Source organism: Streptomyces changchenzhani (assembly GCF_039766235.1).
Taxonomy (GTDB): Bacteria; Actinomycetota; Actinomycetes; order Streptomycetales; family Streptomycetaceae; genus Streptomyces.
Genome location: NZ_JBDHNH010000023.1, coordinates 22521 through 48147 on the forward strand (window position 1 = coordinate 22521; position 25627 = coordinate 48147).

21 protein-coding genes and 1 pseudogene are annotated in these 25627 nt (G+C 71.5%); 9 read left to right on the forward strand and 13 right to left on the reverse strand.

Annotation, left to right across the window (positions count from 1 at the left end; translation table 11 throughout):
- Position 1 precedes the first annotated feature (1 nt).
- Genes ABCR94_RS38035 through ABCR94_RS38075 form a run of 9 tightly spaced genes read right to left on the reverse strand, consistent with a single transcriptional unit; the run spans position 2 to position 10517 of the window.
- Complete coding sequence (locus ABCR94_RS38035; protein ID WP_347125990.1) at positions 2-1183, reverse strand: TRAFAC clade GTPase domain-containing protein; 1182 nt, start codon at positions 1181-1183, stop codon at positions 2-4.
- On the reverse strand, positions 1184-3250 hold the full coding sequence (locus ABCR94_RS38040; protein ID WP_347125992.1) for an Hsp70 family protein: 2067 nt from the start codon (positions 3248-3250) through the stop codon (positions 1184-1186).
- A gap of 2 nt (positions 3251-3252) precedes the next feature.
- Positions 3253-5403, reverse strand: a complete 2151-nt coding sequence (locus ABCR94_RS38045) for an AAA family ATPase (RefSeq protein WP_347125993.1) — start codon at positions 5401-5403, stop codon at positions 3253-3255.
- Positions 5400-6776 carry a hypothetical protein gene (locus tag ABCR94_RS38050; RefSeq protein ID WP_347125995.1) on the reverse strand — a complete coding sequence of 459 codons (1377 nt, stop codon included), beginning with the start codon at positions 6774-6776 and terminating at the stop codon, positions 5400-5402. The genes ABCR94_RS38045 and ABCR94_RS38050 overlap by 4 nt, the downstream gene beginning before the upstream one ends.
- On the reverse strand, positions 6715-7554 hold the full coding sequence (locus tag ABCR94_RS38055; protein WP_347125997.1) for a 4Fe-4S single cluster domain-containing protein: 840 nt from the start codon (positions 7552-7554) through the stop codon (positions 6715-6717). The genes ABCR94_RS38050 and ABCR94_RS38055 overlap by 62 nt, the downstream gene beginning before the upstream one ends.
- Positions 7551-8618, reverse strand: a complete 1068-nt coding sequence (locus ABCR94_RS38060) for a hypothetical protein (protein WP_347125998.1) — start codon at positions 8616-8618, stop codon at positions 7551-7553. The genes ABCR94_RS38055 and ABCR94_RS38060 overlap by 4 nt, the downstream gene beginning before the upstream one ends.
- Positions 8615-9502 (reverse strand): protein phosphatase 2C domain-containing protein, encoded by an 888-nt coding sequence (locus tag ABCR94_RS38065; protein ID WP_347126000.1) that lies wholly within the window; start codon positions 9500-9502, stop codon positions 8615-8617. Before ABCR94_RS38065 ends, ABCR94_RS38060 begins: the two co-directional genes overlap by 4 nt.
- A complete protein-coding gene (locus ABCR94_RS38070) occupies positions 9502-10284 on the reverse strand; it encodes a vWA domain-containing protein (protein WP_347126001.1) in 783 nt (260 codons plus the stop codon). The genes ABCR94_RS38065 and ABCR94_RS38070 overlap by 1 nt, the downstream gene beginning before the upstream one ends.
- The gene (locus ABCR94_RS38075; protein WP_347126003.1) at positions 10281-10517 is read right to left on the reverse strand and encodes a hypothetical protein; all 237 of its coding nucleotides are present in this window, start codon (positions 10515-10517) and stop codon (positions 10281-10283) included. The genes ABCR94_RS38070 and ABCR94_RS38075 overlap by 4 nt, the downstream gene beginning before the upstream one ends.
- Positions 10518-10784: 267 nt before the next feature.
- On the opposite strand from ABCR94_RS38075, the gene ABCR94_RS38080 reads away from it, so the two are divergent.
- Positions 10785-12500 (forward strand): class I adenylate-forming enzyme family protein, encoded by a 1716-nt coding sequence (locus tag ABCR94_RS38080; RefSeq protein ID WP_347126005.1) that lies wholly within the window; start codon positions 10785-10787, stop codon positions 12498-12500.
- Positions 12501-12503: 3 nt separating this feature from the next.
- On the opposite strand, the gene ABCR94_RS38085 is transcribed toward ABCR94_RS38080, so the two are convergent.
- Complete coding sequence (locus ABCR94_RS38085) at positions 12504-13811, reverse strand: M6 family metalloprotease domain-containing protein (RefSeq protein ID WP_347126006.1); 1308 nt, start codon at positions 13809-13811, stop codon at positions 12504-12506.
- Between the two features lie 231 nt (positions 13812-14042).
- Here ABCR94_RS38085 and ABCR94_RS38090 point away from each other — a divergent pair, with 231 nt between their 5' ends.
- Both ABCR94_RS38090 and ABCR94_RS38095 read left to right on the forward strand, forming a co-directional pair.
- Positions 14043-14729 (forward strand): TetR/AcrR family transcriptional regulator, encoded by a 687-nt coding sequence (locus tag ABCR94_RS38090; protein ID WP_521978741.1) that lies wholly within the window; start codon positions 14043-14045, stop codon positions 14727-14729.
- Between the two features lie 66 nt (positions 14730-14795).
- Positions 14796-16328: an MFS transporter gene (locus ABCR94_RS38095; protein ID WP_347126009.1), complete on the forward strand. Its 1533-nt coding sequence runs from the start codon at positions 14796-14798 to the stop codon at positions 16326-16328.
- 71 nt (positions 16329-16399) lie between these two features.
- Here ABCR94_RS38095 and ABCR94_RS38100 read toward each other — a convergent pair whose 3' ends face one another.
- Positions 16400-16891, reverse strand: coding sequence for a MarR family winged helix-turn-helix transcriptional regulator (locus ABCR94_RS38100; RefSeq protein WP_347126010.1), 492 nt, complete (start codon positions 16889-16891; stop codon positions 16400-16402).
- A 136-nt stretch (positions 16892-17027) separates the two neighbouring features.
- Here ABCR94_RS38100 and ABCR94_RS38105 point away from each other — a divergent pair, with 136 nt between their 5' ends.
- Complete coding sequence (locus ABCR94_RS38105; RefSeq protein ID WP_347126027.1) at positions 17028-17789, forward strand: dioxygenase family protein; 762 nt, start codon at positions 17028-17030, stop codon at positions 17787-17789.
- 199 nt (positions 17790-17988) lie between these two features.
- Here the strand turns inward: ABCR94_RS38105 and ABCR94_RS38110 are convergent, their stop codons facing one another.
- Entirely contained in the window at positions 17989-18150 is a 162-nt protein-coding gene (locus tag ABCR94_RS38110) for a GNAT family N-acetyltransferase (RefSeq protein WP_521978744.1), read from the reverse strand.
- A 166-nt stretch (positions 18151-18316) separates the two neighbouring features.
- Between ABCR94_RS38110 and ABCR94_RS38115 the strand changes: the two genes are divergently transcribed.
- Complete coding sequence (locus ABCR94_RS38115; RefSeq protein ID WP_347126011.1) at positions 18317-19315, forward strand: sigma-70 family RNA polymerase sigma factor; 999 nt, start codon at positions 18317-18319, stop codon at positions 19313-19315.
- A 102-nt stretch (positions 19316-19417) separates the two neighbouring features.
- Here the strand turns inward: ABCR94_RS38115 and ABCR94_RS38120 are convergent, their stop codons facing one another.
- The gene (locus tag ABCR94_RS38120; RefSeq protein ID WP_347126013.1) at positions 19418-20416 is read right to left on the reverse strand and encodes a helix-turn-helix transcriptional regulator; all 999 of its coding nucleotides are present in this window, start codon (positions 20414-20416) and stop codon (positions 19418-19420) included.
- Between the two features lie 61 nt (positions 20417-20477).
- On the opposite strand from ABCR94_RS38120, the gene ABCR94_RS38125 reads away from it, so the two are divergent.
- The 4 genes and pseudogenes from ABCR94_RS38125 to ABCR94_RS38140 form a co-directional block, all read left to right on the forward strand.
- Complete coding sequence (locus ABCR94_RS38125; RefSeq protein WP_347126015.1) at positions 20478-22001, forward strand: MFS transporter; 1524 nt, start codon at positions 20478-20480, stop codon at positions 21999-22001.
- Positions 22002-22196: 195 nt separating this feature from the next.
- Positions 22197-22958, forward strand: a complete 762-nt coding sequence (locus ABCR94_RS38130) for a DeoR/GlpR family DNA-binding transcription regulator (protein ID WP_347126017.1) — start codon at positions 22197-22199, stop codon at positions 22956-22958.
- Positions 22955-23902, forward strand: a complete 948-nt coding sequence (gene pfkB / locus ABCR94_RS38135) for a 1-phosphofructokinase (protein ID WP_347126018.1) — start codon at positions 22955-22957, stop codon at positions 23900-23902. The genes ABCR94_RS38130 and pfkB overlap by 4 nt, the downstream gene beginning before the upstream one ends.
- Before the next feature lie 43 nt (positions 23903-23945).
- Positions 23946-24923: pseudogene (locus ABCR94_RS38140) on the forward strand (fructose PTS transporter subunit IIA); the annotation flags it as partial.
- Positions 24924-25627: the final 704 nt, after the last annotated feature.

Consider the following 25627-nt stretch of genomic DNA (forward strand, 5'->3'; position numbering starts at 1 on the left):
CTCACCCCCTGCCCTGTTTCGGTACGGAGCCGAACTCACTGAGCAGCCACAGCAGCGGGTCGGTGACCCGGTAGGGCTGGATGCCGGTCGCAGCCACCTGCTGGTCCGCGGTGGGGGTGCGGCCGAGCGCGGAGACACCGAAGTAGCGGTAGCGCGCGTAGTTGTTCTCCAGCGTCTGGTCCAGGGACACGCCGTCCCACTGCTTGAGCAGATCACGGACTTCCTCGTGCGCGCTGAGACTGTCCGCGACGTCGAACCTGCCCTGCTGCGGCGGATGGACCCGCAGTGGGCTCCCAGGGTCCAACTGGTGCCAAAAAGCGTCCATCTTGGAGAACACCACCGCGATCGGGGTCTTGACCCTGACGGCGCGTCGGCCCGAAGACCGGGCCAGCAGCATGCTCGTGATCCGGCTCAGTACCTGCTGGGGGGTGTTGCTGTCCGACTCCGGCATGACGGTCCCCTCCAGCGCCAGCTCCTGCGCGCCCCGCATCTGCAGGGGGTCGAGGACAACGATGATCCCGTCCGCGTTGGAGAGGTAACGGGTGTTCAGTTCGACGCTCTCGCGCGAGTAGAAGTCCTCGCCCGCGGTGTCGAAGAAGGACAGTACGGTCGGCTGGGAGCGGCTGCCGAGCAGCCCGTCCTGGATCCGTCCGAACCGGAACACCAGCGGATCCACCCGGTTGTCCCTGCCCGCCGCGGACTGCGTACCGAGGACCATCTGCCGGTGCTCGTAGAGCTTGTCCTCGTAGTCGCTGCCGAAGCGGGTCATCGTCGACTCGTCGGAACCCATCAGCGAGACCCGGAAGTTCTCGCCGACGCGGTTCATCAGCTCGTGGAGCAGCACTGTCATGAGGACGGTCTTGCCGGAGTTGCGGGCGCCGACCATGGCTATGAGGCGGTTGTCCACCATGCCGAACTGCACCGGCAGGAGACTGTGGCACACCGGGCAGATCCGGTACGTCGTCTCCCCGCCGCACTGCGGGCAGTCGGTGGCCGGCTTGCGGCCGTCCGCGGTGAACACAGGACCGACCTCCCCGCGGTCGCCCAGCCGGTCGACACGTACCTGGTCGCGCTCTGCCTTGCAACGCCGGCCGCTGCGGCTCAGCCGGGTGTTGCAGCGGAACTGGATCTCCCGGGCGGTGAAGGTCTCGTAGCAGTAGGGGCAGGCGAAATTCCTTGCCATTTACGTCACCTTCAGTCGGTGCAGGGCCGCGGGGCGCAGTTCGATGTCCCCGACGGGTGGTTCCGCCGGGAAACAGACCAGCCAGGCGTTGCCTCGGGCCGTCCGGCCGGAGGGAAACGGGAACTCGACTACGAGGGGGCTGTGCGCCTCGATCTGCTGGGGCGGTATCTCGTGGACCACGGTGCCGTCGGCCGGATGCGCGGGCCGGTACCTGCCGCGGCCCAGCACCACATGGAGGGCCGGCAGCCGGCAGTTGGTCTCACTGGTGAACGACACGGTGGCGACCTTGCCGCGCAGCCGCCACCGGACCGCGGGCTCGTAGCGGACCACCGGAAGCCCGGAGGGCACCTCAAGGGACGACGGGGGCTCCCAGCCGCCCTCTCCCCCCGGGACCATGGCCTCCACCGTGAGGGTCACCCCGCTACGGCCCACCACCAGGTCGAGGCCGCCGTCGTGCTCGTAGACCCGCCGGGAACAACGGACGTCGCCCTCCCTGAGCCTGCCGTCGGCCGGGCCGGGATCCTCCAGCCGCCAGCGCACCTGTGCCATGAGGCTGCCGGGCGGCCACTCCCACAGCAGGAGCAGATGGTCGTCACGTCGGACCGCCTGCAGTCCCGCCACCGGCACGCCCACGAGGTCACCGCCCGGAGACGCGGTGCGACGCTTCTCCTGGGCGGCGGGAGGGCGCTCGGCCTCGCGTGGGGGAGGCACGGACGCCTCGTCGCGCGCCGACGGAGGGTTCGCTTCGGCGGGTGCGCTCCGGTCATCGGGTATGCCGGATTCCGAGGCCTGGGGCGGTACGGCCGTCGGCTCGGTGGCGTGCGGTCGGAGCGCGCCGTCTGCGGTGCGGCCCGGAGGCCGTAGGGCGGGCCCGGGGCCGTTCGGCCCGGTGGCGGCCCCGCCGTCGAACCGGCCGGCGGAGGGTGGCACGGCAGTGCTCCGGGGCTCCGGATCGTCGGCCGTGGCGGGCTCGGGGTCGAGGAGCGGAGCTGCCGGCTCCGCCGCCCGGCGGCCCTCCGCGGCCTGCGGGCCGGCGGGCGCGGCGCTGTGCGAAGCGGGCCGCGTGTACGGCCCGGACTCGATCCGCAGCAGACCGAAGTCCTGGATCATGGCGAGGCCGCGGACCACCGCCAGCTCGGGTGTGGCCGACCGCACAGGGAGGTCGAGGCCCTCCGCGAACGCCTCGGCCGTGCCCGGAGTCGCGGACACGCCGCCGGCCAGCAGCAGACCCGACGGCCACTGGCCGGTACGCTGCCGTGCCGCCCCCAGGACCTGGGCCAGGGCGTCGCGGGCGCGCGCCCGCTCCGGAGCCAGCACGGCGTCGAGGCGCTCCCGGTCGAACGTCACCGCATGGTTGGTCCCCTCCAGCAGGACCGTCTCCGTCACCTCCTCGGTCCGCGCGAGACGCAGCCGGAGCCGCTCGGCGGCCTTCAGCAGGGGCGGAGTCACACGGCCGTACGGCACCTGGCGCAACAGTTCCCGGGCGACGGCCTCGTCCCGGGCGGCTCCGCCCAGCGGGTGCTCGGCGGTCTCCACCAGCTGGACTCGCCGGTCGCTGACGGCAAGCACGGTCAGCCGCAGACCGGTGCGGCCCTGGTCCCAGACCACGACGGTGCTGTCGGCGCCGTCGCGCAGCGCGCCGTGGTGCAGCGCGGCGGCCACCGGGTCGGGAACGACCTTGGGGACCCGCAGACCGACGGCCTCGGCGGCACGCCGCAACGCCATCTCCTGAGCGTCGGACACCCCGGGCGGCATGGACAGCACGGCCTGGTGCTCTTCCCGCGCCCCCGCCTCCTCGGCGCGGCGCAGCAACTCGGTGAGTACTCCGCCCACCAGCGCGGAGGGGGAGGCACGGAGCACGGCGGACGGCGGGGCAGCCGGGTTCGTCCCCGATTCGGCGGCGAACAGCCGCGACCGTACGGAGAACATCGCACCGTCCTCGTCGCCCGCCGTCCCCTGCCCGGCCGCGGCCACTGCCGGGACCGCCTCGTCCGTCGTGACCGGCTGCTTCCGCGCGTCCAGCCAGGCGATCCGCGCCCAACTGGCACCCAGATCGATGCCGTACACGGTCAGTGTGTCCTTTCCGGGGTGTCGTCGGCCGTCGGTGGCAGCACTCGTCCGACGAGGGGCGCACCGTCGCCGCCCAGGACCCCGGCAGAGTCCGGGACAGCGTCGCCCACCGTCGACACCCGCACCTCTCCGGCTCCCTCAACGCCGACCTCGATCCGGGAACCGGGCGGTGGTGACCGGGACAGTAGATGGGTGACGATCGCCGACCGCAGCAGTTCGAGCTCGTTGCGGATCTGGCGGCCCCCGTACGCCCGTTGCTCGGGCACGGCCATCCGCCGCATGATCCACGCATGGACACCGGGCCGGTCGAAGACCACCTCGACCTGGTTGCGTTCCTGCGCGGAGGCTGAGAGCTGGTCGAGCAGCCGGTCGGCGATGCCGACGACGTGATGCGCCCGCAGCATGTCGAACACCACCACACCCGGCTTCAGCCGCCCGAAGATCTCCGGACGGCCGATGGCGCGGAACTTCTCCTCCACCGCCTCGGAGAAGTGCTGCCGCAGCCGGCTGTAGGGCAGCTCGCCGTTCTCCGCGGTGAGCAGTCCGGACATGGCATCCGTACCGGTGTTGGAGGTGAAGATGATCAGCGACTGCGAGAAGTAGGCGGTCTGCCCCCGCCCGTCGGTCAGCCGTCCGTCCTCCAGGATCTGCAGGAACTTGTCGAGTACCGCCGGGTGTGCCTTCTCGATCTCGTCGAACAGCAGCACGCTGAAGGGCCGTTCCTGGACCCGTCTGGTGAGCTCGCCGCCCTGGTCGTAGCCCACGAATCCCGGCGGTGCCCCGGCCAGCCGCTCGGCGGCGTGCTCCTGCTGGTACTCGCTCATGTCGAAGCGGGCGTATGCCGTCGGATCGCCGAAGATCAGCTTCGCCACGGCCTTCGCCAGCTCCGTCTTGCCCACGCCCGTCGGCCCGACGAAGAAGAACGATCCGCGAGGCCGGGCCGCCCCCGACTCCCCGAAGTCCAGCCCGACGTACGCGGCCTGGAGCGCCGCGGCCACCGCGTCGACCGCCACATGCTGCCCGATCACCGACAATTTGAGGGTGTCCGCGGCCTGCGCCATCACCGCACCGTCGAGCTGGGACCACGGATCGACGCTGACGTTCAGCCGGTGCGCCTGCATCAGCCTGTCCGGACGGCCGATCTCCACGCGGCGCAGCTGCGAGGTCCTCGCCAGCGCGTCCAGTTCCCAGCCGGCCATGCCGTCCGTCGCTCCGACGAGCGCCTCCACGTCGTGCCGGGTGGCGGACTCGTGCCCGCGGAAGTCCTTCCGCAGCAGCGACAACCACAGTCTGCGTTCCGCCTGGTCCGGAGGGCCGATCTGGAGACTGGCCACCCGCGGGTCCTCCTGCCAGAACCAGCCGGGCAGCCGGGACAGATCGCCCACCGCGACCAGCACCGCGTTTCTGGCCCGGCGCCCGGGGGCGGCCGCGCCGGGCACCACGGCGTCCGCCATCGCGGCGCGCAGCCGCAAGTACCCCTGGGCCGATGCCGGATCGGCCACGGGCAGAGCGTGGTCGACGTCCTCGAAGACGAAGGCGGTGGCGGCCCCGGAATGGGCGGCCAGGCGGCGCACCTGAGCGGTCGCGTCCTCCAGCGAGACCAGTCGGCGCGGAGCGCGCGGCTGCAACAGCCCCGCCGCCGCGGACCGGCGGGCGGCGGACCGGCGGGTGCCGCCCTGGGGCGAGCCGTCGTCCTCGGTGCCTGCCCCCGCGCCTGAACGGTCCGGCTTGGCGGACACCGACGAGTCGCCGGAGGCCGACCAGGCACCGGAGGGCTCCGGCGCCCCCGCGGCGCCGACGGCGGGGTCGGGCGCGGCCGCGGACGGCGTCACATCGGCGTTCGGCAGGCCGGCGACCAGCGCGTTGAACCGCTCCTGGTGGCCGGGCGCCGGGAAGGTGAGCCCGTCCACCGGATCCCACCAGCCCACCACCTCCGCGCCGCGCCCCATCAGCACATTGACGAAGAGCTCGCGGAACGGAACGGGGCTGCCGTCGAACCACCAGCGGTCGCGGATCTGGCCGCTGACCACGACCTGGCGTCCGCGTTCCATCTCCCAGCCGAGCGACACGGCCCACAACGGCATCAGCGCGTGGGCCGGAGCCGGTCCGTCGGAGGTGACGCCGTCCTCCCCGCCGTCGGCGCCCGTCACCGCCGCCACTCCTTGCGGACGGTCCGGAGACCGGGCCCGCGGCTTCCCGGCGGCTTGCCCTCCCACTGGAGTTCACCCGGCACGAAGCCGTCGCCGGCCATGGCTTCGTGCACCTGCTCAAGCAGTTCCTCCGTGCTGTCACAGACGGCTTCGGCGGCGGCCGGTACGACGGACACGTCGGCCTCGCCGTCGACGCGGTACGCCAGCACGGGAGCCCCGTCCGCTGCGCTGGCGACAGTGGCGGAGTACAGGGCGCCGTTGGACCGTGCGAAGCGCAGCAGCAGGCCCCGGTCCTGCTCGTTGCCGCCGGTGAAGGTGAATCCCGCTCCGGACATCGCGTTCTGCAGCGTCCGGGCGAGGTGCGTGCGCCGTTCGTAGGCCAGCAGCAGTTCGTCCAGCGCGGCCTCGGCGCGCGGAAGCACCTCTTCCAGTCCGGCGAGCGCGGCGAGCGCGGCGGTCGCCCGCCCGGCGCCCAGGGCGTCGGTCACCTCGGCGAGTGCGGTGCGCAACTCGTCCGCGAGGGCGGTTTCGGCGGAGTCGACCGCGTCCCGGATCGCGTCGCGTACGGCGTCGGCGATGGTGTCGAGCCGGTCTGCGGCCTCTTCCAGGGACTCACGCCGGAGCCGCTCCTCCTCGGCGGCGAGCCGGGACACCTCCGCACGCCGTGCCTCCCGTTCCGCTTCCTGGGCAGCTTCCCTCCTGCGGGTCTCCGCTGCCTCCCCGACCGCGGCGGCGTGCTGGGTGAGCCGGTGCTCGGCGGTGCCCAGCAGGGCCTCGAACCTGGCCGTACGCCCCTCTTCGAGCGCCGTGTGCAGCTGATCGATGAGGCTGCCGCAACCCCGATGCCCCTCGGGGTCGTCCGCGACTGCCTGCGGGCCGAGGTCCGCCAGCCGGAGCCCGAGCGTCTTCAGCGCCTGCCGGGGAACGACCCGGCCGCTCCCGGCCGTCGGCCCCGGCTGCGCCGAGGACTGTAAGCGCACCGCACGGCCGCGCAGCCGCTCGATCTCCTCGTCCACGGTGGTGTCCGCGCCGTGCCGCAGGCGTTCGCGCAGCTGGGCCGTCTCCACACCGATCCGTTTCACGGCGTCGCCCGGCGTGCCGCTCGCGCCGAGGGTTTCCATCAGCTCCTCAAGCTCCGTCAGCCGCCGTTCGGCCGCCCGCGCGCGTTCCATCCGTACGCCGACGAGCCGCTTCTCGTCCTGGGCCCTGCGTGTCTCGGCCAGCTCCGCCATCCGGCGCCTGCGGGCCTCCGCCCGCGCGGCCTCGCGGCGCTGTCGCTCCGCCGCCCGTTCCGCTTCGCGGCGTCGGCGCTCAGCCTCCTGCCGGGCCCGGTGCCGGGCTTCCTGCTGCTGTCGGGCCGCACTGATCGTCACGGTGCTGTACTTCGGTGATCCGCTCATCCGTCCCCCGGATTTCCCCCTGCGTGTGCGCGGCTGCCGCTCCCTGGGCGTCCACCACGTATCCCGCTGCTGCCAGTTGCTCCTCCACGAAGGTGCGAAAGCCGGGAATGGCAGGCACCCCGGCCCAGGAGAACTGGCCGTCGTCGCCCACGGACACTTCGATGCCCGCCCCCGCGTCTGTGAGTGACGTCACATGAGGGTAGCGCTCCGTGAGTACGACAACACGCTGATTGGATGAACCGCGCCACAGGAGATCCTCGTGCCGGGCGGCCACGTAGGGGCCGTCGACAAGGAGGTCGAGCCGGTCCAGCAGGGCGCGCTGGCCCGGCGTACCGCGCCGCAGTGCCTCGTGGCGGAAACCCGAGTACGCCATCGCCGAGAAGTCGGGCCGTCGTTCACGGACCGCGTCCAGCAGGTCCGCGAGCGGCTGGGCCTGGCTGAAGGGCTCGCCCCCGGAGAGGGTGACGCCCTCCACGTCGGTCAGGCTCGTCAGCCAGTCGGCCACCTCCGCGACGGTACGGACCTCGCCGCCCGTGAACGGGAGCGTCTCCGGTGCGACGCAGCCCCGGCAGCGCAGGGGGCAGCCCTGCACCCAGATCACCGCCCGCAGGTTCGGTCCCAGCGTCGCGCAGCGGTCGAGGACGCGGTTGAGCGTCAATTCGCCCTGGCGGGACGCGTCCGCCGGGCCGTGTGCGTCGCCTTCGTCTACGTCTACGTCTACGTCTATGTGATCGGGACCGGGATCGGTCATGGTCGGCTCACCTCGCTGTGTCCAGGCCGGGCATCGGTCGCTGCCCAGGTGGTGCCGCCGCGCTCCTGCTGGTCGCACCAGGGGCACCAGGGCCGCTCCACCGTGTGCACATGCGAATCGTCGCGGTCGCAGACCGTCAGCCGACCGGGTCGCGACTCCGCGCGCAGCTCCCGTGCCCAGACGGCGGCGTCCGGCCGGGAGGCCGGGGCGCTGCGCCCGGAGCGGCCGAAGACCTGGGCGAAGTGGGTTGTGAGCCCCCGAGGCAGCAGGTCCACGGGTGGAGCGGCCCTCGGCAGGACCACCGAGTCGCGGTCGGTGATCCGGCACCGGCCGTTGCGCACGTTGTCGTCCAGCGAGAAGTACGGGCTGCCGTCGGCCGGACGGCCGTGGAACGGGTGCAGCCCGCCCATCAGCAACTGGTGTACCAGGACGGCGAGGACGAAGCAGTCCGAGTAGCGGTCCGGCAGGGCGTCGGAGTCGACGCCCTCGGGGGCGGTGTAGCCGGGCGAGCGCATACGGCAGGGGAAGGTCCGCCGGCCGTCGGTGAACTGCAGCGAGTCGATGTCCGCCAGCCCGGTCCGGCCCTCGGCGTCGGCCCAGAGGTTGTCCGGTTTGAGATCCCCGACCACGTAACCCTCGGCGTGCAGGTCCGCGACGAGGTCCGCCAGCGAGGCGGCCGTCCGCAAGGCGGTGGCCCAGGTCGCCTCTGGCAGGGACTCCCGGCGTGCCGTCGGCAGCAGGAGCTGGTCGAAGGGCAGGAACGCCCGGCGCATGTCCCGCATCAGGTACCCGCTGACGCCTCCGGACGTGCTCAGGGCCTCCAGCGGCCAGGCCAGCCGGCTCGGCGTTCCGCTCAGCAGCCGCACGGTCCGCGGCTCCCGCCCCTGCCGGACGAGGCTCTCCACACGCAGTCGGTAGTTGTCGGGCTCGGCCGTCAGGGGCACGAGTTTCGCCACCAGCCCCGGCCGGCCGTCGACGGTGTACACCACGCCTTCCGAGCCGCTGCCCACGACTTCGCCGAGCAGCCACTCGCGACCCGATGCGGATCTGGTGCGAATCGTCACGGTCGCCCTCTCACGGTCCGCGTGCCGCGCCCGGTGAGCGCGCACAGCACCGTCAGGTCGTCACCGCTGCGCCCGGCCTCGGGGCTGCACAGCAGGGCGCGCAGCGGTTCCGCGTCACCACCGTTGTCCCGCAGGGCCGCCGCCAGTCCGACGAAGAACCGGGTGGAGGGCAACGGCCCGGCCGCGGGCGGCAGTCCGTGTACGTCCGGGTGGTCCAGTGTCAGCGGTACGCAGCCGTCGGTGGCCAGCATGACACCGGTGAGGTCCGGATCCCACAGGGCGAACGATCGCACGCGCGTGCGAGCCCCGGGTGAGGAGAGGAAGAGGGGCGAGTGCCGTTCGTCGGGGGGCGGAAGCACCAGGTGGCAGCGTTCCCGGGTGCTGTCGCTGTCCATGGTCAGGACGGTGCCGAAGCAGTTGCCGACGCACAGGAACGCTGCCCAGGGTGGTTTCACGACTGCTGCGGCCAGGGTCGTGGCGAACTCCCCGGGGCCGGGGCGGTGAGCACCGCCGTCGAGGGGGCCGTCGGTGCCGACGGCCCCCTCTCCGTACTCCGCCGCTGCGGGCAGGGCGCGGGTGGCACGCAGCCAGGCGTCCACGACCTCCTTCGCCCGGCCGCCGATCCACTCGGTCCACCCGGCGCCGCTCGTATTGCCACCCGGCAGATCCCGGGCGAGCACCCGGCACGCGGTGTCGACCGCCAGATGTGCTCCCAGGGCGCTGCGGTCCCGGCTGCCGGCGCCGTCGGCGACGGCCAGTACGACGGCCTCGCCGTCCTCGCACCGGGCGGACTTCAGGGCGTCCTGGCAGCCGATTCCCGCGGCGAGATGGTCGGTGCCCTGCACCACGGCCCCCGACACGAACAGCCCGCGGTGGTCATCCACTACCGGTACTCCTCCTCCAGGTCGCTCATGGCCTTCTGCAGTGCGGCCTGCCGGGCGACCTCGCGGTGCACTTCCCCGGCCGTGCCGATCGAACTGACCCGGTCGGAACTGCGGAGCAGGAACCGCAGGATCTCGGTGAAGTCGAGGCCTTCCAGCATGAACGTGGCGCCCGGCGCCAGTACTTCGAGTAGTCGACGATCGGCGCCCCGGACGCCGATCGTGAGGAAGACGCATCCGTCGGGGGACGAGGCCGCCTCCGCCGTGCGCAACCGGTCGGCGAGCGGGGCCAGTTCCGCCGCGTCCAGCGGCCGGCCCCGCTCGTCGCTCGGCGCGCCGTCGGTCACCAGCCAGATCAGCGGCCGGAGCACGGACAGCCGGTGGGCATCCAGCGCTCGGCAGCGTTCCGCGACGATCCGCAGGGCGATGTCCAGCGCGGGCGCCAGGCAGGTGTAGCCCGCCGCGGTGAGCGGGGGCGGGGACAATCGGTCCACCGGTACGAAGACGCGGTCGGGGTCGGCCTGTTCGGCGGTGACCAGGGCGGAGGCGTCCGCGTCGTACACCCAGACCTGCGAACCGAAGGTGATCAGACAGATCTCTACCCGCGCACGCAGCCGGGCCTGGGACCGGACGCTCTCGAACAGGGTGGTGAGCGCCGAGTTGACCTCGGCGATGCGGGGGCTGGACGCGGGGCGGGCCATGGAGCCCGAGGCGTCGAGGAGGATGACGACCGGCTGCCGCTCGTCGAGCCCGGACGCGAACTGGATGTCGTAGCCCATGCTCATGCGGTGTCCGGGTTCCCGGCGCGCTGCGGGTCGTCGTCCGGCTCGGACTCCGTCATGACGAGGCGCCCCTGTTCGGCGTCGAAGGCCAGCCGCACCCGCAGGCCGGGTATCGCGTGCACGCCGGCCGGCCTGGCACGCAGCAGGAGGCCGTCGACCAGAACGTAGGCGTCGGGTGCGGGCCACGTGACCACGCGTCCCACTGAGCCGTGGGCGCCCGACCATAACTCCGTCACGTGCGCAACCTTTCGTGGCACAGGCCGATCTGGTGGCCGCCCAGTGTAGTTGTGCGGAAGCACGTTGTCGCAGGATTCCTCCAGCAGGGCCGAGGCTGCTTCGTGGGCCACCGGGGTTACGTGGCCGACGGCGAGCGTCCGAGCCCCATTCCTGCGGGGGCATCGCGAGCCGGGAGGGCGCGGCGGCGTCGGCCGATCTTGACGGCGTCAGGGTGCGGGCATAGCGTCCAAGGGTCTGAGCAAGCGCTTAGGAAGGGCTGGCCCTCCGTGCCGCACAATGATCCGTCGCGCGCCGCCGAAGCCGCGCTGACCGCCCCCGGGGCGCCGTTCGCCGTCGTACGGGCGGAGGACGGGAGCCCGCTCTACGCGGGCGGGCCACGGACGCTGCGCGAGTTCGTCGAGGCGACCTGGGCTTTCGGGGACCGGGCGTTCCTCGTGGGGGACGCCAGGACCTATACGTACGGGGAGTTCTTTGCCGCCGCCTCCGCGCTCGCCCGGCGGTTCGTCGAGGTGTACGGGCTGAAGCCCGGTGACCGGGCCGTGGTCGCGATGCGTAATCACCCCGAGTGGCAGATCGCCTTCTGGGCGGCCCAGTTGGCGGGGCTCGTCGCCGTACCGCTCAACGCGTGGTGGACCGAGGCGGAGTTCACGTACGCCCTCGACGACTGCGCGCCGGGCGTGCTGCTGGTGGACGGGGAGCGCCTCGCGCGCGTGCAGGGGTGGCTGGGTGCCCATCCGACGGTGCGGTGCGTCATTTTCCACCATGAGGACCATGAGGACGCCGCCGAGCCGGTCGCGGGGGAGCGAGTCGAGCTGTACGCCGATCTGCCCGCCGCCGATCCCCGGGACGCGCCCCCGGACGTCGAGGTGCAGGCCGAGGACGACGCCACCATCATCTATACGTCCGGGACGACCGGGCGGCCCAAGGGCGCCGTCGCCACCCACCTCGCGCAGGCCGGCGCCGCCATGAACCCGCTGTACCACGCCTCGCTGTCCGCACTCGGGCGCGGGCAGATCCCCGGGCAGGGGCCCACGCCCGTGTCGCTCATGACGTTCCCGTTCCTCCATGTGGCCGCCTTCAGCGGGGTGTACGCCGCGATGGCGGCCGGCGGCACGCTCGTCCTCATGCGCAAGTGGGACGCGGGCAACGCGCTCGGGCTGATCCGGGAGCACGGGGTGACGCACTACGCCGGTGTGCCCTCCACAGCGTTGCAGTTGTTGGATGCCGCAGTGGCCGCCGGGGACGGGCTAGCGTCGCTCGGCGCGCTCAACACCGGCGGGGCGGCGGCCCCGCCCGACCTCGTGGCGCGGCTCACCGCCCAGCACGGCGAGCGCATCGAGCCGCGCAACGGCTACGGGCTGACCGAGACCAGCGGCGGTGTCCTGGCGAACTTCGGGGCGCGGTACCGCGCTCACCCCGACAGCATCGGGCGGCCCACCCCGGCCACCGAGGTACGGATCGTGGGACCTGGCGGCGAGGGGCTCGACGAGGGAGAGGTCGGCGAGCTGTGGCTGCGCGGGCAGTCGCTCGTCCGCGGGTACTGGAACGACCCGGCGGCCACCGCGGAGGCCTTCACGCAGGGCGGCTGGTTCAGGACCGGGGACCTCGCGACCGCCCGTGACGGGCACGTCAGCGTCGTCGACCGCATCAAGGACATGGTCATCCGTGGCGGCGAGAACGTGTACTGCGTCGAGGTGGAGGCCGTGCTGCACGACCACCCCGACGTGCTGGACGCGGCCGTGCTCGGCGTACCCCACCCGGTGCTCGGCGAGGAGGTCGCCGCCGTGGTCCAGCTGCGGCCCGGCGCCACGGCCGGCACCGAGGAGCTGCGCGCCCACGTACGGGCGAGCCTCGCCTCCTTCAAGGTGCCCGCCCATGTGCTCGTACGGGAGGGGGCGCTGCCCCGCAACGCGACCGGGAAGATCCTGAAGCGCGAGCTGCGGGGGAGCGTGCGGGAGCAGGTCGCCGGAGGCACGCCCTAGTGTTCAGGGGCGCGTGACGCGCACCCGGTAGTTGCCGCCCGCGTCCTCGCCGGTCACCGAGATCCGCAGCCCGTACTGCCGGTCCTTGAACGTCTCGCCCACCCCGAACGGCGCGTCCGACAGCTCCGCGTGCACATTGGGCCGCCGTGTGCAGCCGCCGCTGTCGCGCTCGCTGTCGGCGACCGTCACCGGCCCGTGGCCGGTGTCCACGTCCGCGTCGACCCGGTAGATCAGCACGCCCGGCTTGCACACGGCCTCGTCGTTGCCCGCCCGGGTGCGTACCTCGATGGCGTAACCCGTCTTCTCCGTGAGCGGCACGAACGCCAGCTTGGTGCCGCTGCCTGGCGCCGCGAGCGGGGCCAGGACGTGCTCGGTGGTGCCGGCCTTGGCCGCGCAGCCGATCTGCGCGTTGTCCAGCCAGCCCAGCTTCCACTTGTGCCAGCCGAGCAGATCGTTGTTGGCTCCCCAGTCCTCGGACATGATGTCCCAGTGCCCGACCGAGCCTCCGCCGTCCACGGTGTAGAGGTCCGGCAGCCCGAAGACATGGCCGTTCTCATGCGGCAGCACCCGGAAGCCGGTCTCGCCGTACGATCCCGAACCGTCGTCCTGGCGGCTGTAGACGAACGACGTGTTGGCGAGCGGTACGCCGTCGGCGCGCGGGGCGTCGTCGTTCCCGGAGAACGTCACGGACAGCACGGTGTCCAGGGCGGAAGGACCCGCGTTGGGCGTGACGAGGATGTTGACCAGGTCGTACGCCGTGAAGTCCACCCGGGAGTCGGCGGCGGCGCCGATGTCCTCGACGAGACGCCGGTAGCCCGGCTCGTACGGTGAGCCGCGGTCGATCCCGTACGCCGCGAACGGCAGCGGCATCCGCAGCCACTCGGTGAAGGGCGTCGCGGACTGATAGCGCAGCCGGCCGTAGGAGCTCGTGCTGAACCACTGGGCGGTCTGCGGGAAGAACTCACCGAACCGGTCGAGCGCACGGCCCTCGCCGGGCGCGTCCGGGAAATCGATCATGAGGGTGAGTGCGCGGACGTCACCCGTGGAGCGCGAGTAGCCGGGCGGGGTCGGCATGCCCTCGGACATCTGCACGCCCATCGCGCCCGCCAGTTGGCACGGGCTGATCGCCGACGCGTCGGCCTTGGCCATGGCCGCCGTGCGCGGCCCGGTGGCCACCGGGCCCGCCGAGGCCCGGGTCGGGTCGGCGAGCGGGGAGCCCGCCGAGGTGACGGCCGCGAGGGAGAGGCAGGTGAAGGCGGCGGCGCCGACGACACGGCGGGAGGTGCGTATCCGTGGGCGGGTCTCCCGCATAGAACGCCTCGCATTCGCCGGTCCGCGGCAGTCGGTGGTGCCTGACTGCTCTCGTCCGCTCACCCTGTGTCGGCGCTTGCGCGGGCGCTCGCTGGGTGGGCCGATCGTGGGAATTCAAGGTGATCCAGGTCATATCGGGTTTGGGAAATAACCGGGGACCCTCTCCCCGTTTGCATCTGTGTCCGCCGAAGTGGGGAAGTCCTCCCCGCTTAGACGGCCCATGCAGGGCCCATGCAGGGCTTGCGTACGAGTACGAGAGGAAATGCCGTGGTGACCACCACCGAGACCGCCCAGCGCCGCATCCCGCGCCCGCGGGCCGACGCGCTGCGCAACCGGGAGCGGATCATCGCGGCGGCGCGCGAGATGTTCGTCGAGTTCGGCCCCGAGGTGCCGCTCGACGAGATCGCCCGCCGCGCTGGTGTCGGCAACGCGACGCTCTACCGGCACTTCCCGGACCGCACCGGGCTGGTTCAGCAGGTCGTGCTGTCCGTCATGTCCCGCACCGTGGACCAGGCGCTGACGGCGGCCGCCGAAGTGGCCGACCCGTTCGACGCCCTGCGCCGCTTCGTGCACGCGGCCGCCGACGAGCGGATCGGGGCGCTCTGCCCGATGCTCACCGACGGCTTCGACAAGGCCCACCCGGACCTGCTCGCCCAGCGCGAGCGCCTCGAAGAGGTCGTCAACAACCTCATGGGACGCGCGCGGGCGGCGGGACGGCTGCGCAGCGATGTGGCCGTCGGTGACCTGATGGTCGCCCTCTCCCAGCTCACCCGACCACTGCCGGGCAGCGCCTGCCTGGACTTCGACCAGTTCGTGCACCGGCATCTGCAACTGCTCCTCGACGGCCTGGAGGCGCCGGCGCGCTCAGTCCTCCCTGGCTCTCCCGCGACCTTGGGGGACCTGCGCCGGGAGTCGTAACTCCCGCCCCTGCACCTGAAGTTACGTACCTTTTTCGCCTCTTCGCACCCTTAGGTGGATATCTCCATGCCAAAAACAGCCGAGTCAAGAGCAGCTGACACCCAGTTGCCGGATCCCAGGCGCTGGAAAGCCCTGGTCTTCATCGCCCTCGCCCAGCTGATGGTGGTGCTCGACGCCACCATCGTGAACATCGCCCTGCCGTCGGCCCAGCAGGACTTGGGGATTTCGGACGCCAACCGGCAGTGGGTCATCACCGCCTACGCCCTGGCCTTCGGCGGTCTGCTGCTCTTCGGTGGCCGCATAGCCGACCTGTGGGGGCGCAAGCGCACCTTTGTCGTCGGACTCATCGGCTTCGCCGCGGCCTCCGCGCTCGGTGGCGCCGCGGCCAACGAAGCCATGATGCTGGGCTCGCGCGCCCTGCAGGGCGCCTTCGGCGCACTGCTCGCGCCGGCCGCGCTCTCGCTGCTCGCGGTGACGTTCACCGACGTACGTGAGCGCGCCAAGGCATTCGGCATCTACGGTGCGATCGCCGGTGGCGGTGGCGCGGTCGGCCTGATCCTCGGCGGCTTCCTCACCGAGTACCTGAACTGGCGCTGGACCTTCTTCGTCAACATCCCCTTCGCCGTCGTGGCCGCGATCGGCGCGTACTTCGTGATCCGTGAGCCGGCCGGTGGCCGCAACCGCTCGCCGCTCGACATCCCGGGTGTGGTGCTCTCCACGCTGGGTCTGGTCGCGCTGGTGTACGGCTTCACTCGCGCCGAGTCGGACGGCTGGGCGTCGGGCATGACGATCGGCCTGTTCGTGGCCTCCGCCGTGCTGCTCGCCTCGTTCGTGCTCGTCGAGTCGAAGGTCAAGTCGCCGCTGCTGCCGCTGCGCGTCCTGCTGGACCGCAACCGCGGTGGGGTGTACCTCTCGCTGGGTCTCGCCGTCATCTCGATGTTCGGCCTGTTCCTCTTCCTGACGTACTACCTCCAGATCGTGAAGGGCTTCTCGCCGGTCAAGACCGGCTTCGCCTTCCTGCCGATGATGGCGGGCATGATCACGGGCTCCACCCAGATCGGCGCCCGCCTGATGACGCGGGTCGCACCGCGCTGGCTGATGGGTCCCGGCTTCCTGGTCGCGGCGGTCGGCATGCTGCTGCTTACGCAGCTGGAGATCGGCTCCTCGTACGCCGGACTGATCCTGCCGGGTCAGCTGCTGCTCGGCCTCGGCATGGGTACGGCGTTCATGCCAGCCATGTCCATGGCGACGCACGGCGTCGAGCCGCGGGATGCGGGCGTGGCCTCGGCCATGGTCAACACCTCGCAGCAGGTGGGCGGCGCGATCGGTACGGCGCTGCTGAACACGATCGCCGCCAGCGCCACCACGGCGTACCTCGTGGACAACGCGGCCGGCGCCACCAATGCGCAGCTGCTCCAGGCGCAGGCCATGGTGCACGGCTACGCGAGCGCCATCTGGTGGGCGGTCGGCATCCTGGTGGTCGCCGCGGCGATCGCGTTCGCGCTGATCACCACGGGCCGTCCGAACATGACCGTGGTCGCTTCGGGTGACGGCGAGAGTGTCGAGGACGAGCTGAAGATCCCCGTCGTCGCGCACTGACACATCGGGCGCTCTGACGCCGAAGGCACTCCCCAGGCATGATCCGCCGGGCCTGCCCTGGTTCCGCTTCTTCAGCGGAGCCAGGGCAGGTCCGCGTTCGCGTCCGAGGGCTGCAGGCCCTCCGCGACCACGCGCATGATCTCGCCGAGCTGACCCACCTGCTCGGGCGTCAGGAGGTCGAACATCGCCTGGCGGACGGTGCTGACATGGCTCGGCGCGGTCCGCTCCAGCACGGCGTAACCCTCGTCGGTGAGTACGGCGTTCTGCCCGCGCCGGTCGGACGGGCAGTCCTCGCGGCGCACCCAGCCGTTGCGCTCAAGACGGGCGACGGCGTGCGAGAGCCGGGACCGGGTGATCTTCGCGATCCGGGCCAGCTCGGTCATCCGCAGGTGCCGTCCGGGTGCCTCGCCGAGCTGCACGAGCAGGCCGTAATAGACGTGCGGCATCCCGGCGTCGCGCTGCAACTGGCGGTCGAGATGGTCCTCCAGAAGCGTGCTGGCCTGGCGGTACGCGCGCCACGTGCGTTGTTCCTCTTCGCTGAGCCATCGGGGTGCCGTCGCCATGAGGACCACTCTACGACCCTCTCCTTGAAACTTAAACTAGCTGGGGTTACGCTTGATCTCGACTTGAGCTTGAACTTTAAAGTACCCAACTACCTGACTACCCAAGTGCCTAGGAAAGGATGAGGCCGTGGAGCGCATGCCCGCCCTCTATCTGAGCCACGGAGCCCCGCCGCTGGCCGACGACCCGGTCTGGCCGGCGGAGCTGGCCGCCTGGTCCGCCACGCTGCCGAGGCCCTGGGCGATCCTGATGGTCTCCGCCCACTGGGAGGAGGCCCCGCTCGCGCTCGGCGCGACCGAGACGGTGCCGCTGGTGTACGACTTCTGGGGCTTCCCCGAGCACTACTACCAGGTGCGGTACGCCGCCCCGGGCGCCCCGCGGCTCGCCGAGTCCGTGCGCAAGCTGCTGCGCGGCGCGGGGACGCCGGTGCAGGACATCCCGGACCGGGGTCTTGACCACGGGGCGTACGTCCCGCTGGTGGAGATGTTCCCGGCGGCCGACATCCCCGTGCTCCAGATCTCCATGCCGACCCTGGACCCGCAGAAGCTGATGGACATCGGCCGCAAACTGGCGCCGCTGCGGGACGAGGGCGTGCTGATCGTCGGCAGCGGCTTCTTCACCCACAACCTGGCGGCACTGCGGCACACGGGGCCGGGCGTGCCGGGCTGGTCGGCGGAGTTCGATGCGTGGGGGCGGGAGGCGCTGGCCGCGGCGGACGTGGACGCGCTCCTCGACTTCGAGAACAAGGCCCCGTCCGGACGGCTCGCCCACCCGCGCACGGAGCACTTCGCGCCGCTGTTCGTGACGCTGGGGGCGGGGGAGGGGGAGCTCGGGGCGCAGCGCGAGGTGATCGACGGCTTTTGGATGGGCCTGTCGAAGCGGTCTGTGCAGGTGGGGTGAGGGGAGCCGGGGCTCGCCGGGCATTCTCAGCCCGTCCGGCGTTTGAGGACACGCCCGAAGGGCGTCCGGGGGTCTGGGGGCTTGCCCCCAGTTACGGGAAGGGGCGGGTAGGGGAACAGTCCGCCGCAGGCGCCTTCGCCCGGCCCGGCCCCGGCCAGACCGGACATCCCGAGCAACCTGAACGCGGTGCGGGCCGTCTTCAGGGGTGGGAGTGCAGCCACGGGCGGCACTGCTCGGGCGTGAAAACGGCCGCATCGAATGTGATGGCTGTCTCACGCACGTAGTGGCTGTAGATGGAGGTGAGGGCGCTGAGGTCGGCCCCCGTGCCCGCCCTGACCTGCACCTCTGAGTGTTCCTGCATCACCCGGCTCCGCTCGGCGGCCGACAGGGTACTGCAAGATCACGAAAATGAAGGCACGGCATGGGAATTCTGTCCGGATTCCAGTCGTTGTTTCCATCGGAGGCAGGGCACACGAAAGGTGTCAGGCAGCCACACCACCGCGACCTACTTACGCAAGGGAGCAAGCATGGCAACCCGTGCCGTCGCCCGTCGTCAGACCGCCACCAGCGGGTCCGCGGGCGTACGCAGCGTTCGCGCCGCCACCGGGGAGATCGCCGACCGCGACCTGGTCGGTATGTACCTCGACGAAATCGCACGGACGCCGCTGCTCGACGCCGCCAAAGAAGTCGACCTGTCCCAGACCATCGAGGCGGGCGTGTACGCGCAGCGGATCCTCGACAAGGACGTGGAGAGCGACGCAGGCGGGGCCTCCCGCGAGGAGCTGGAGGCGCTGGTCGCCGACGGTGAGCGCGCCAAGGACCTCTTCATCCGCGCCAACCTCCGTCTGGTCGTGGCGGTCGCCCGCCGGTACCCCCGCAGTGGCCTCCCCCTGCTCGACCTGGTCCAGGAGGGGAACGCTGGCGTGGTGCGCGCGGTCGAGAAGTTCGACTACGCCAAGGGCTTCAAGTTCTCTACGTACGCGACCTGGTGGATCCGTCAGGCCATCACCCGGTCCATAGCCGACCAGTCCCGCACCATCCGGCTCCCTGTCCACCTGGTGGAAGAGCTGGGCCGAATCCGGCGCGTGCAGCGCGAGTTCAACCGTGAGCACGGGCGCGACCCGGAGCACACGGAGATCGCCGCCGAGCTGGACACCAAGCCGCAGCGCGTCAGTGACGTGCTGGACTGGGCGCGCGACCCCGTCTCGCTGAACATGCCGGTGGACGACGCCGGTGAGACCCAGTTCGGCGACCTGATCGAGGACGGCTCCGCGGTCTCGCCCGAGCAGTCGGTGCTTTCGCTGCTGCGCAGCGAGGAGCTTGAGGACCTGATAGCCAAGCTCGACGAGCGCACGGCCTCGATCATCCGCATGCGGTACGGCATCGAGGACGGCCGGGAGCGGACGCTGACCGAGGTGGGCAAGCAGCACGGACTCACGCGCGAGCGGATCCGGCAGATCGAGAAGCACGCTCTGCTGGAGCTCAAGCGCATGGCTCACGACACGGGGTTCGAATCGGCGGCGTAACTGCCCGTCGTATCAAGGGCCGTGTCTTCCCAGGGCAGGGCCCCGGCGCACTCCCCCCGGCGCCGGGGCTCCCCGTTTCCTTTTAGATCCTTTTGGATCCTTTTAGTCGGCCGCCGGGTCCACCGGGTCCGCCGGCACGGTCACCGCGCGGCTGATCCTGCCGCCGAGATCGGCCAGGCAGTCCACCAGGTCCTGCGGCTCGTGCACCTTGAACTCGCAGTCCACCAGCGCCAGTCGCACCGCCAGCCACTCCCGCGAGTCGGTGGCCACGGCCTCAAGCCGGCACCTGTCCGCGTCGATCGCCTCCGGCGTGCCCAGCGAGGCGGGCAGCCGCGCCGCCACGAATTCGGCGGGCGCCTCGAAGGTCGCCACCACCCGGTACCCGCTCTGGTACCCGCCCAGCGACTTCCGGATGAATTCCGCGGCGCCCCCGCTCGGCAGCGCGCGCGGTGTGAAGCGCGCCGCCGTGGGGAACGGCTCACTGACCCGGTCCACGCGGAACGTACGCCACGCCTCCCGGTCCAGGTCGTACGCGACCAGGTACCAGCGCCGCCCGGTGCTCACCAGCCGGTACGGCTCCACCAGGCGCTTGCTCGCCGAGCCGTCCCCCGCCCGGTACGCAAACCGCAGCCTCTCCCGCCCGGTGGCCGCGCCCGCGATCGCGGTGAGCGTACGGGGGTCGATGGTCGCGCCGTCGCCGTTGGTCAGCGGGATCGTCGCGGCCTGGAGGCTGGAGACCTGATGCCGCAGCCTGGACGGCAGCACCTGTTCGAGCTTGGCCAGGGCGCGCACCGAGGCCTCCTCGATGCCCTCGACCGCGTGGCCCGCCCCGGCCCGCAGCCCCACCGCGATGGCGACCGCCTCCTCGTCGTCGAGGAGCAGCGGCGGCATGGCCTTGCCCGCGACGAGCCGGTAGCCGCCGTCCGCGCCCATCGTGGCCTGCACGGGATAGCCGAGGTCGCGCAGCCGGTCGATGTCGCGCCGTACGGTGCGTCGGCTCACGCGCAGGCGCTCGGCGATCTCGCTGCCGGGCCAGTCGCGGGGCGTCTGGAGGAGCGAGAGCAGTCGCAGCAGGCGTACCGGAGTGTCCATCGTCGTCATGGCTCCAGGGTGCCGTGGAAGTAGGCCTTCTTTTGTCCTACATGCCATCTAGCCTCTTCGTATGACTTCCACACCACTACAGCCCGAGCAGACCGACCGTCGCAGGTGGTTCGCTCTCGCCATCGTGATGACCGCGGCCTTCATGGACCTCGTCGACGTCACCATTGTCAACATCGCGATCCCGAGCATCCAGGAGGGCCTGGGTGCGACGTTCAGCTCGATCCAGTGGATCACCGCGGGGTACGCCCTGGCGTTCGCCGCAGGCCTCATCACCGGCGGCAGGCTCGGTGACATCTACGGCCGCAAGCGGCTCTTCCTGATCGGCATCGGCGGCTTCACGCTCGCCTCGGCGCTCTGCGGCTTCGCCGCGAACTCGGAGATGCTCGTCGCCTCCCGCATTCTCCAGGGCGCGACGGCGGCACTGATGGTGCCGCAGGTCCTCTCGATCGTCCACGCCACTTTCCCCGCCCATGAGCGCGGCAAGGTCTTCGGCCTGTTCGGCGCGGTCGTCGGCCTCGGCGCGGTGTCGGGCCCACTGCTCGGCGCGCTGCTCACCGAGTGGAACCTGTTCGGTCTGGAATGGCGGCCGATCTTCCTCATCAACCTGCCGGTCGGCATCGCCGGCCTGATCCTCGGTATCCGCTACATCAGCGAGTCCAAGGCCCCCAAGGCGCTGCGCCTCGACCTGGTCGGCGTGGCGCTCGCCACGCTCGGCCTGCTGATGCTGATCTACCCGCTGACGCGCGGCGAGGAGCTCGACTGGCCGCTGTGGGGCCACCTCCTGATGGTCGGCAGCCTCGCCGTCTTCGCGATCTTCGTGAGGTACGAGCAGTACAAGGTCCGCAAGGACGGCTCGCCGCTCGTCGAGCTTTCGCTGTTCAAGGTGAAGAGCTTCGCCGCCGGCACCGCGGTGCAGCTGACCTTCGGTGTCGCCCTGGGCATCTTCTTCCTGGTCTGGACGCTGTACATGCAGGTCGGTCTCGGCTGGAGCGCACTGCGGGCGGGCACCACCGGCATCCCGTTCTCCATCGCCGTGTCCGTGGCGGCAGGCATCTCCGTACAGAAGCTGGTTCCGCGCTTCGGCCGCAAGGTGCTCCAGGCGGGCGCACTGACGATGGTGGCCGGGCTGCTCATCTACATCTGGGAGGCCGACCGGTACGGCATGGCCATCCACTCCTGGCAGATGGCGCTCCCGCTGGTCGTGATGGGGGTCGGCATGGGCCTGATCGTGGCGCCGCTGACGGAGGCCGTGCTGTCCGAGGTGCCGCGCGGGCACTCCGGTTCCGCGTCCGGGCTGATAAACACCATGCAGCAGACGGGTAACGCGCTGGGCCTCGGTCTGGTGTCGGTCGTCTTCTTCTTCGGAGTGATCGACGACGGGCTCGCGCCGAGCCAGATGGGCATGGCCTTCGTGGACGCGTTCCAGAACGCGCTGTGGTGGGCGGTGGGTGTCCTGGTGATCATCTTCGGCCTGATGTTCGCGCTGCCCGCACACTCGCGGGCGGCGGTCGAGGACGGGGACGGGGACGACGCCGAGGCGCAGGGGTCGGTGGCTCTGGCGAAGGAGTCGGCGCTCACTCCCTGACCCGCCCTGCCCCGCTTTCGACGGCGCCCGTGCCCACCCGGCACGGGCGCCGTCGTCGTTGCAGGGCCGCAGCACACCCAGGGCCTGAGGTCCGAATATGCCCACTTGAAGTCCGAATCTGTTTACATGCCGGGAACTCGGGCGTAACCTGGCGCTGAAACCACAGGTTCGGGCATCGAACGGATACAGACCCACATGTACGCACCGGAGCGCCAGCAGGAAACTCTCCGCCTCGCCCGCGAGGGCGGGCGGGTGGACGTCCTCTCCCTGGCCGAGACCTTCCAGGTCACCGCCGAGACCGTTCGCCGCGACCTCAAGGCCCTGGACCGGGCCGGACTCGTCCGCCGTGTGCACGGTGGCGCCATCCCGGCGGGGCGCCTCGACTTCGAGCCCGACCTCGCCGAGCGCGAGTCCACCGCGGCCGACGAGAAGGACCGCATCGCGCGGGCCGCGCTGGCCGAGCTGCCGGACGGCGGCAGCGTGGTTCTGGACGCCGGATCGACCATCGCCAGGCTCGCCGCCGGCCTTCCGCTGGAGTGCGGCCTGACCGTCGTCACCCACGCGCTGCCGGTCGCCGCACGCCTCGCCGACCACCCCGGCATCGACCTGCACCTGGTCGGCGGCCGAGTCAGGCACCGTACGCGCGCCGCCGTCGACGCCTGGGCGCTGCGCGCGTACGGCGAGATCCGCGCCGACGTCGCCTTCGTCGCCACCAACGGCTTCTCGCCGGGCGGCGGCCTGACCACCCCCGACCTCGCCGAGGCCGCAGTCAAGCGCGCGGTCGTCGCGGCAGCCCGCCGGGTCGTGCTCCTCGCCGACTCCGCCAAGTACGGCCAGGAGCACTTCGCCCGCTTCGGCGGCCTCGCCGATGTCGACCTGCTCATCACCGACACCGGGCTCAGCCCCGAAGACGCCGCCGCCATCGAGGCCGCGGGAACCGAGGTCGTACGCGCATGATCGTCACCGTCACGCCCAACCCCAGCCTGGACCGCACGTACGAGGTGCCCGCCCTCGACCGCGGCGAGGTCATCCGCGCCACCACCGACCGGATGGACCCGGGCGGCAAGGGCGTCAACGTCTCGCGCGCCGTCGCCTCGGCCGGGCACCGCACCCTCGCCGTCATGCCGCTGGGCGGGGCGCCGGGCGCGCTCGTCGCCGAACTCCTCGGCGCGCAAGGCATAGAGGTCGCACCGGTGCCGGTCGCCGGCCACACCCGGTCCAACATCTCCGTCGTCGAGCCCGACGGCACCCTGACGAAGATCAACGCACCGGGCCCCGAACTGACCGCCGCCGAGGCCGAGTCGCTCCTTGAGACCGTACGGGCCCGATCGGCCGGCGCCGACTGGATCGCCTGCTGCGGCAGCCTGCCGCGCGGCCTCGCCCCCGAGTGGTACGCCGAACTGGTGGCCCGCGCGCACGAGGCGGGCGCCCGCATCGCACTCGACACCTCGGGCCCGTCACTGCTCGCGGCGCTGCGCGAGCGGCCCGACGTGGTCAAGCCCAACGCCGAGGAGCTGGCCCAGGCGGTCGGCCGCCCGCTGACCACCGTCGGCGACGCGGTGAAGGCCGCGCAGGAGCTGCGGGACGCGGGCGCGCGGGCGGTACTGGCCAGCCTCGGGGCCGACGGGCAGCTGCTCGTCGGCGAATCGGGCACCTACTTCGGCAGCGCGCACGTCACCGCCGTACGCAGCAACGTCGGCGCGGGCGACGCCTCGCTCGCCGGTTTCCTGGCGGCGGGCGGCGAAGGCCCGGACGCGCTGGCCGCCGCTGTCGCGCACGGCGCGGCGGCGGTGCAACTGCCCGGCAGCGTCATGCCGACACCCGACGACCTGGACCCCGCGGCGGTCACCGTGACCGCCGACATCCCGCTGGACCGCGCGCTGACGGAATCGGCGTCATGAACCCCCGCCCCCATCCCCCGTATGTGCGAAGGAGCAGCCCGCGATGAGCCAGATGATCACCGCGGACCTGGTCGATCTCGACCTGGTCGCCCCCACGAAGGAAGAGGCGGCGCGTTCGCTCGCCGAGCGCATGGTGGCCCTCGGCCGCGTGACCGACATCGACGGGTTCCTCGCCGATGTCGCGGCGCGCGAGGCGCAGATGCCGACCGGCCTGGACGGCGGCATCGGCATCCCGCACTGCCGCAGCGAGTACGTCACCGAGCCGACCCTGGGCTTCGGCCGCAGCGCGGCGGGCGTCGACTTCGGCGCCCCGGACGGCCCGGCCGACCTGATCTTCCTCATCGCGGCCCCGGCGGGCGCGGACGACGCGCACCTGTCGATCCTCTCCAGCCTGGCCCGGCACCTGATGGACGAGGAGTTCACGGGGGCGCTGCGCGCGGCCACGGACCCGGCGGAGGCGGCGGCCCTGATCCGGGGGGACGAGGTGGCGGTGGTGGAGCCCGCTGCGGTGCCGGCGGTGGTCGCTTCGGTGAGCGCCGGGCCGGGTGCCGGTGAGCCGGAGGCCCGTGAGCCCGTGGAGGCGCCGGGGGAGCGGCAGCCGTTCCGTATCGTCGCCGTCACCTCTTGCCCCACCGGTATCGCACACACCTATATGGCGGCCGAGGCCCTCGAACAGGCCGGGAACGGCGACGGCTACGAGCTGGCCGTCGAGACGCAGGGCTCCGCCGGATTCACCCGGCTCGACCCGGCGGTCATCGCCGCCGCCGACGGTGTGATCTTCGCGCACGACGTGCCCGTACGGGAGAAGGAACGGTTCGCCGGGAAGCCCACCGTCGACGTAGGCGTCAAGGCGGGCATCAACCGCCCCGCCGAACTGATCGCCGAGGTCCGCGGCAAGGCCGAGCGCGGCGAGATCACCTCGTCCGCAGGCAGGGGCAGCCCGGTCGACGAGGCTGGGGACCCGGGCGAGGGGTACGGCACCAAGCTGCGCAAGTGGCTGATGTCCGGCGTCAGGTACTTACGTCAAGACACTTGGAGAAGGTGCAGGTCAGAGCCATTATGGACGAGATTCTAGAACTGTGGGCGGCTGCACGTGCGGCTGAGGCCCCGGCTATCGCCGTTGAAGATCTTCGCGAGCTGGCAGACAGCCTTGGCATTGAACTACCTGAATGATCGAACTGCACTGCGGCCCCTACCTCGGAAGGCAGGGGCCGCAGTACAGCTGATCGAAGTCCGTTAGAGGACCTCGGCCGGGATGGCGGCGCCCCGGCTTGGACGGGTACCGGGCTTCCGGCCTGGCTCATATGTCGTCACCACCAGGGAACGCGACAAGCCTAGAGATACCGTCGATGGACGGGGCCACCGTTTCGAGGCTCGCCGTTGTGGGCTGCTCGCAGAACGGGTCGTCCCTGGTGCTGCTGTGGCAACTGCATGGGGTTCCACAAGCGGCTTAGGGGTCCAATGGGCGTCGCTCCGCCGCACGACTCACACGTTGTGGCAACCACACCCGCGTAGATAGTCCCGAAGGTGTTCCGGCTCTTGCATTCGAAACAGGGGATACGGCTGTAGGTCTTTTCAACGAATGCGAACGCGCGTTCTACCTCGGCACCGTTCTCGAATACCTTGTTGATCTCAGCCTGACTCATAGCCACCTTCCGTGCAGACGGTGTGCCTTCAACGATGGCACGTCATCCGGGCCGGTACCCCCCGTTCAGGCAAACGCCC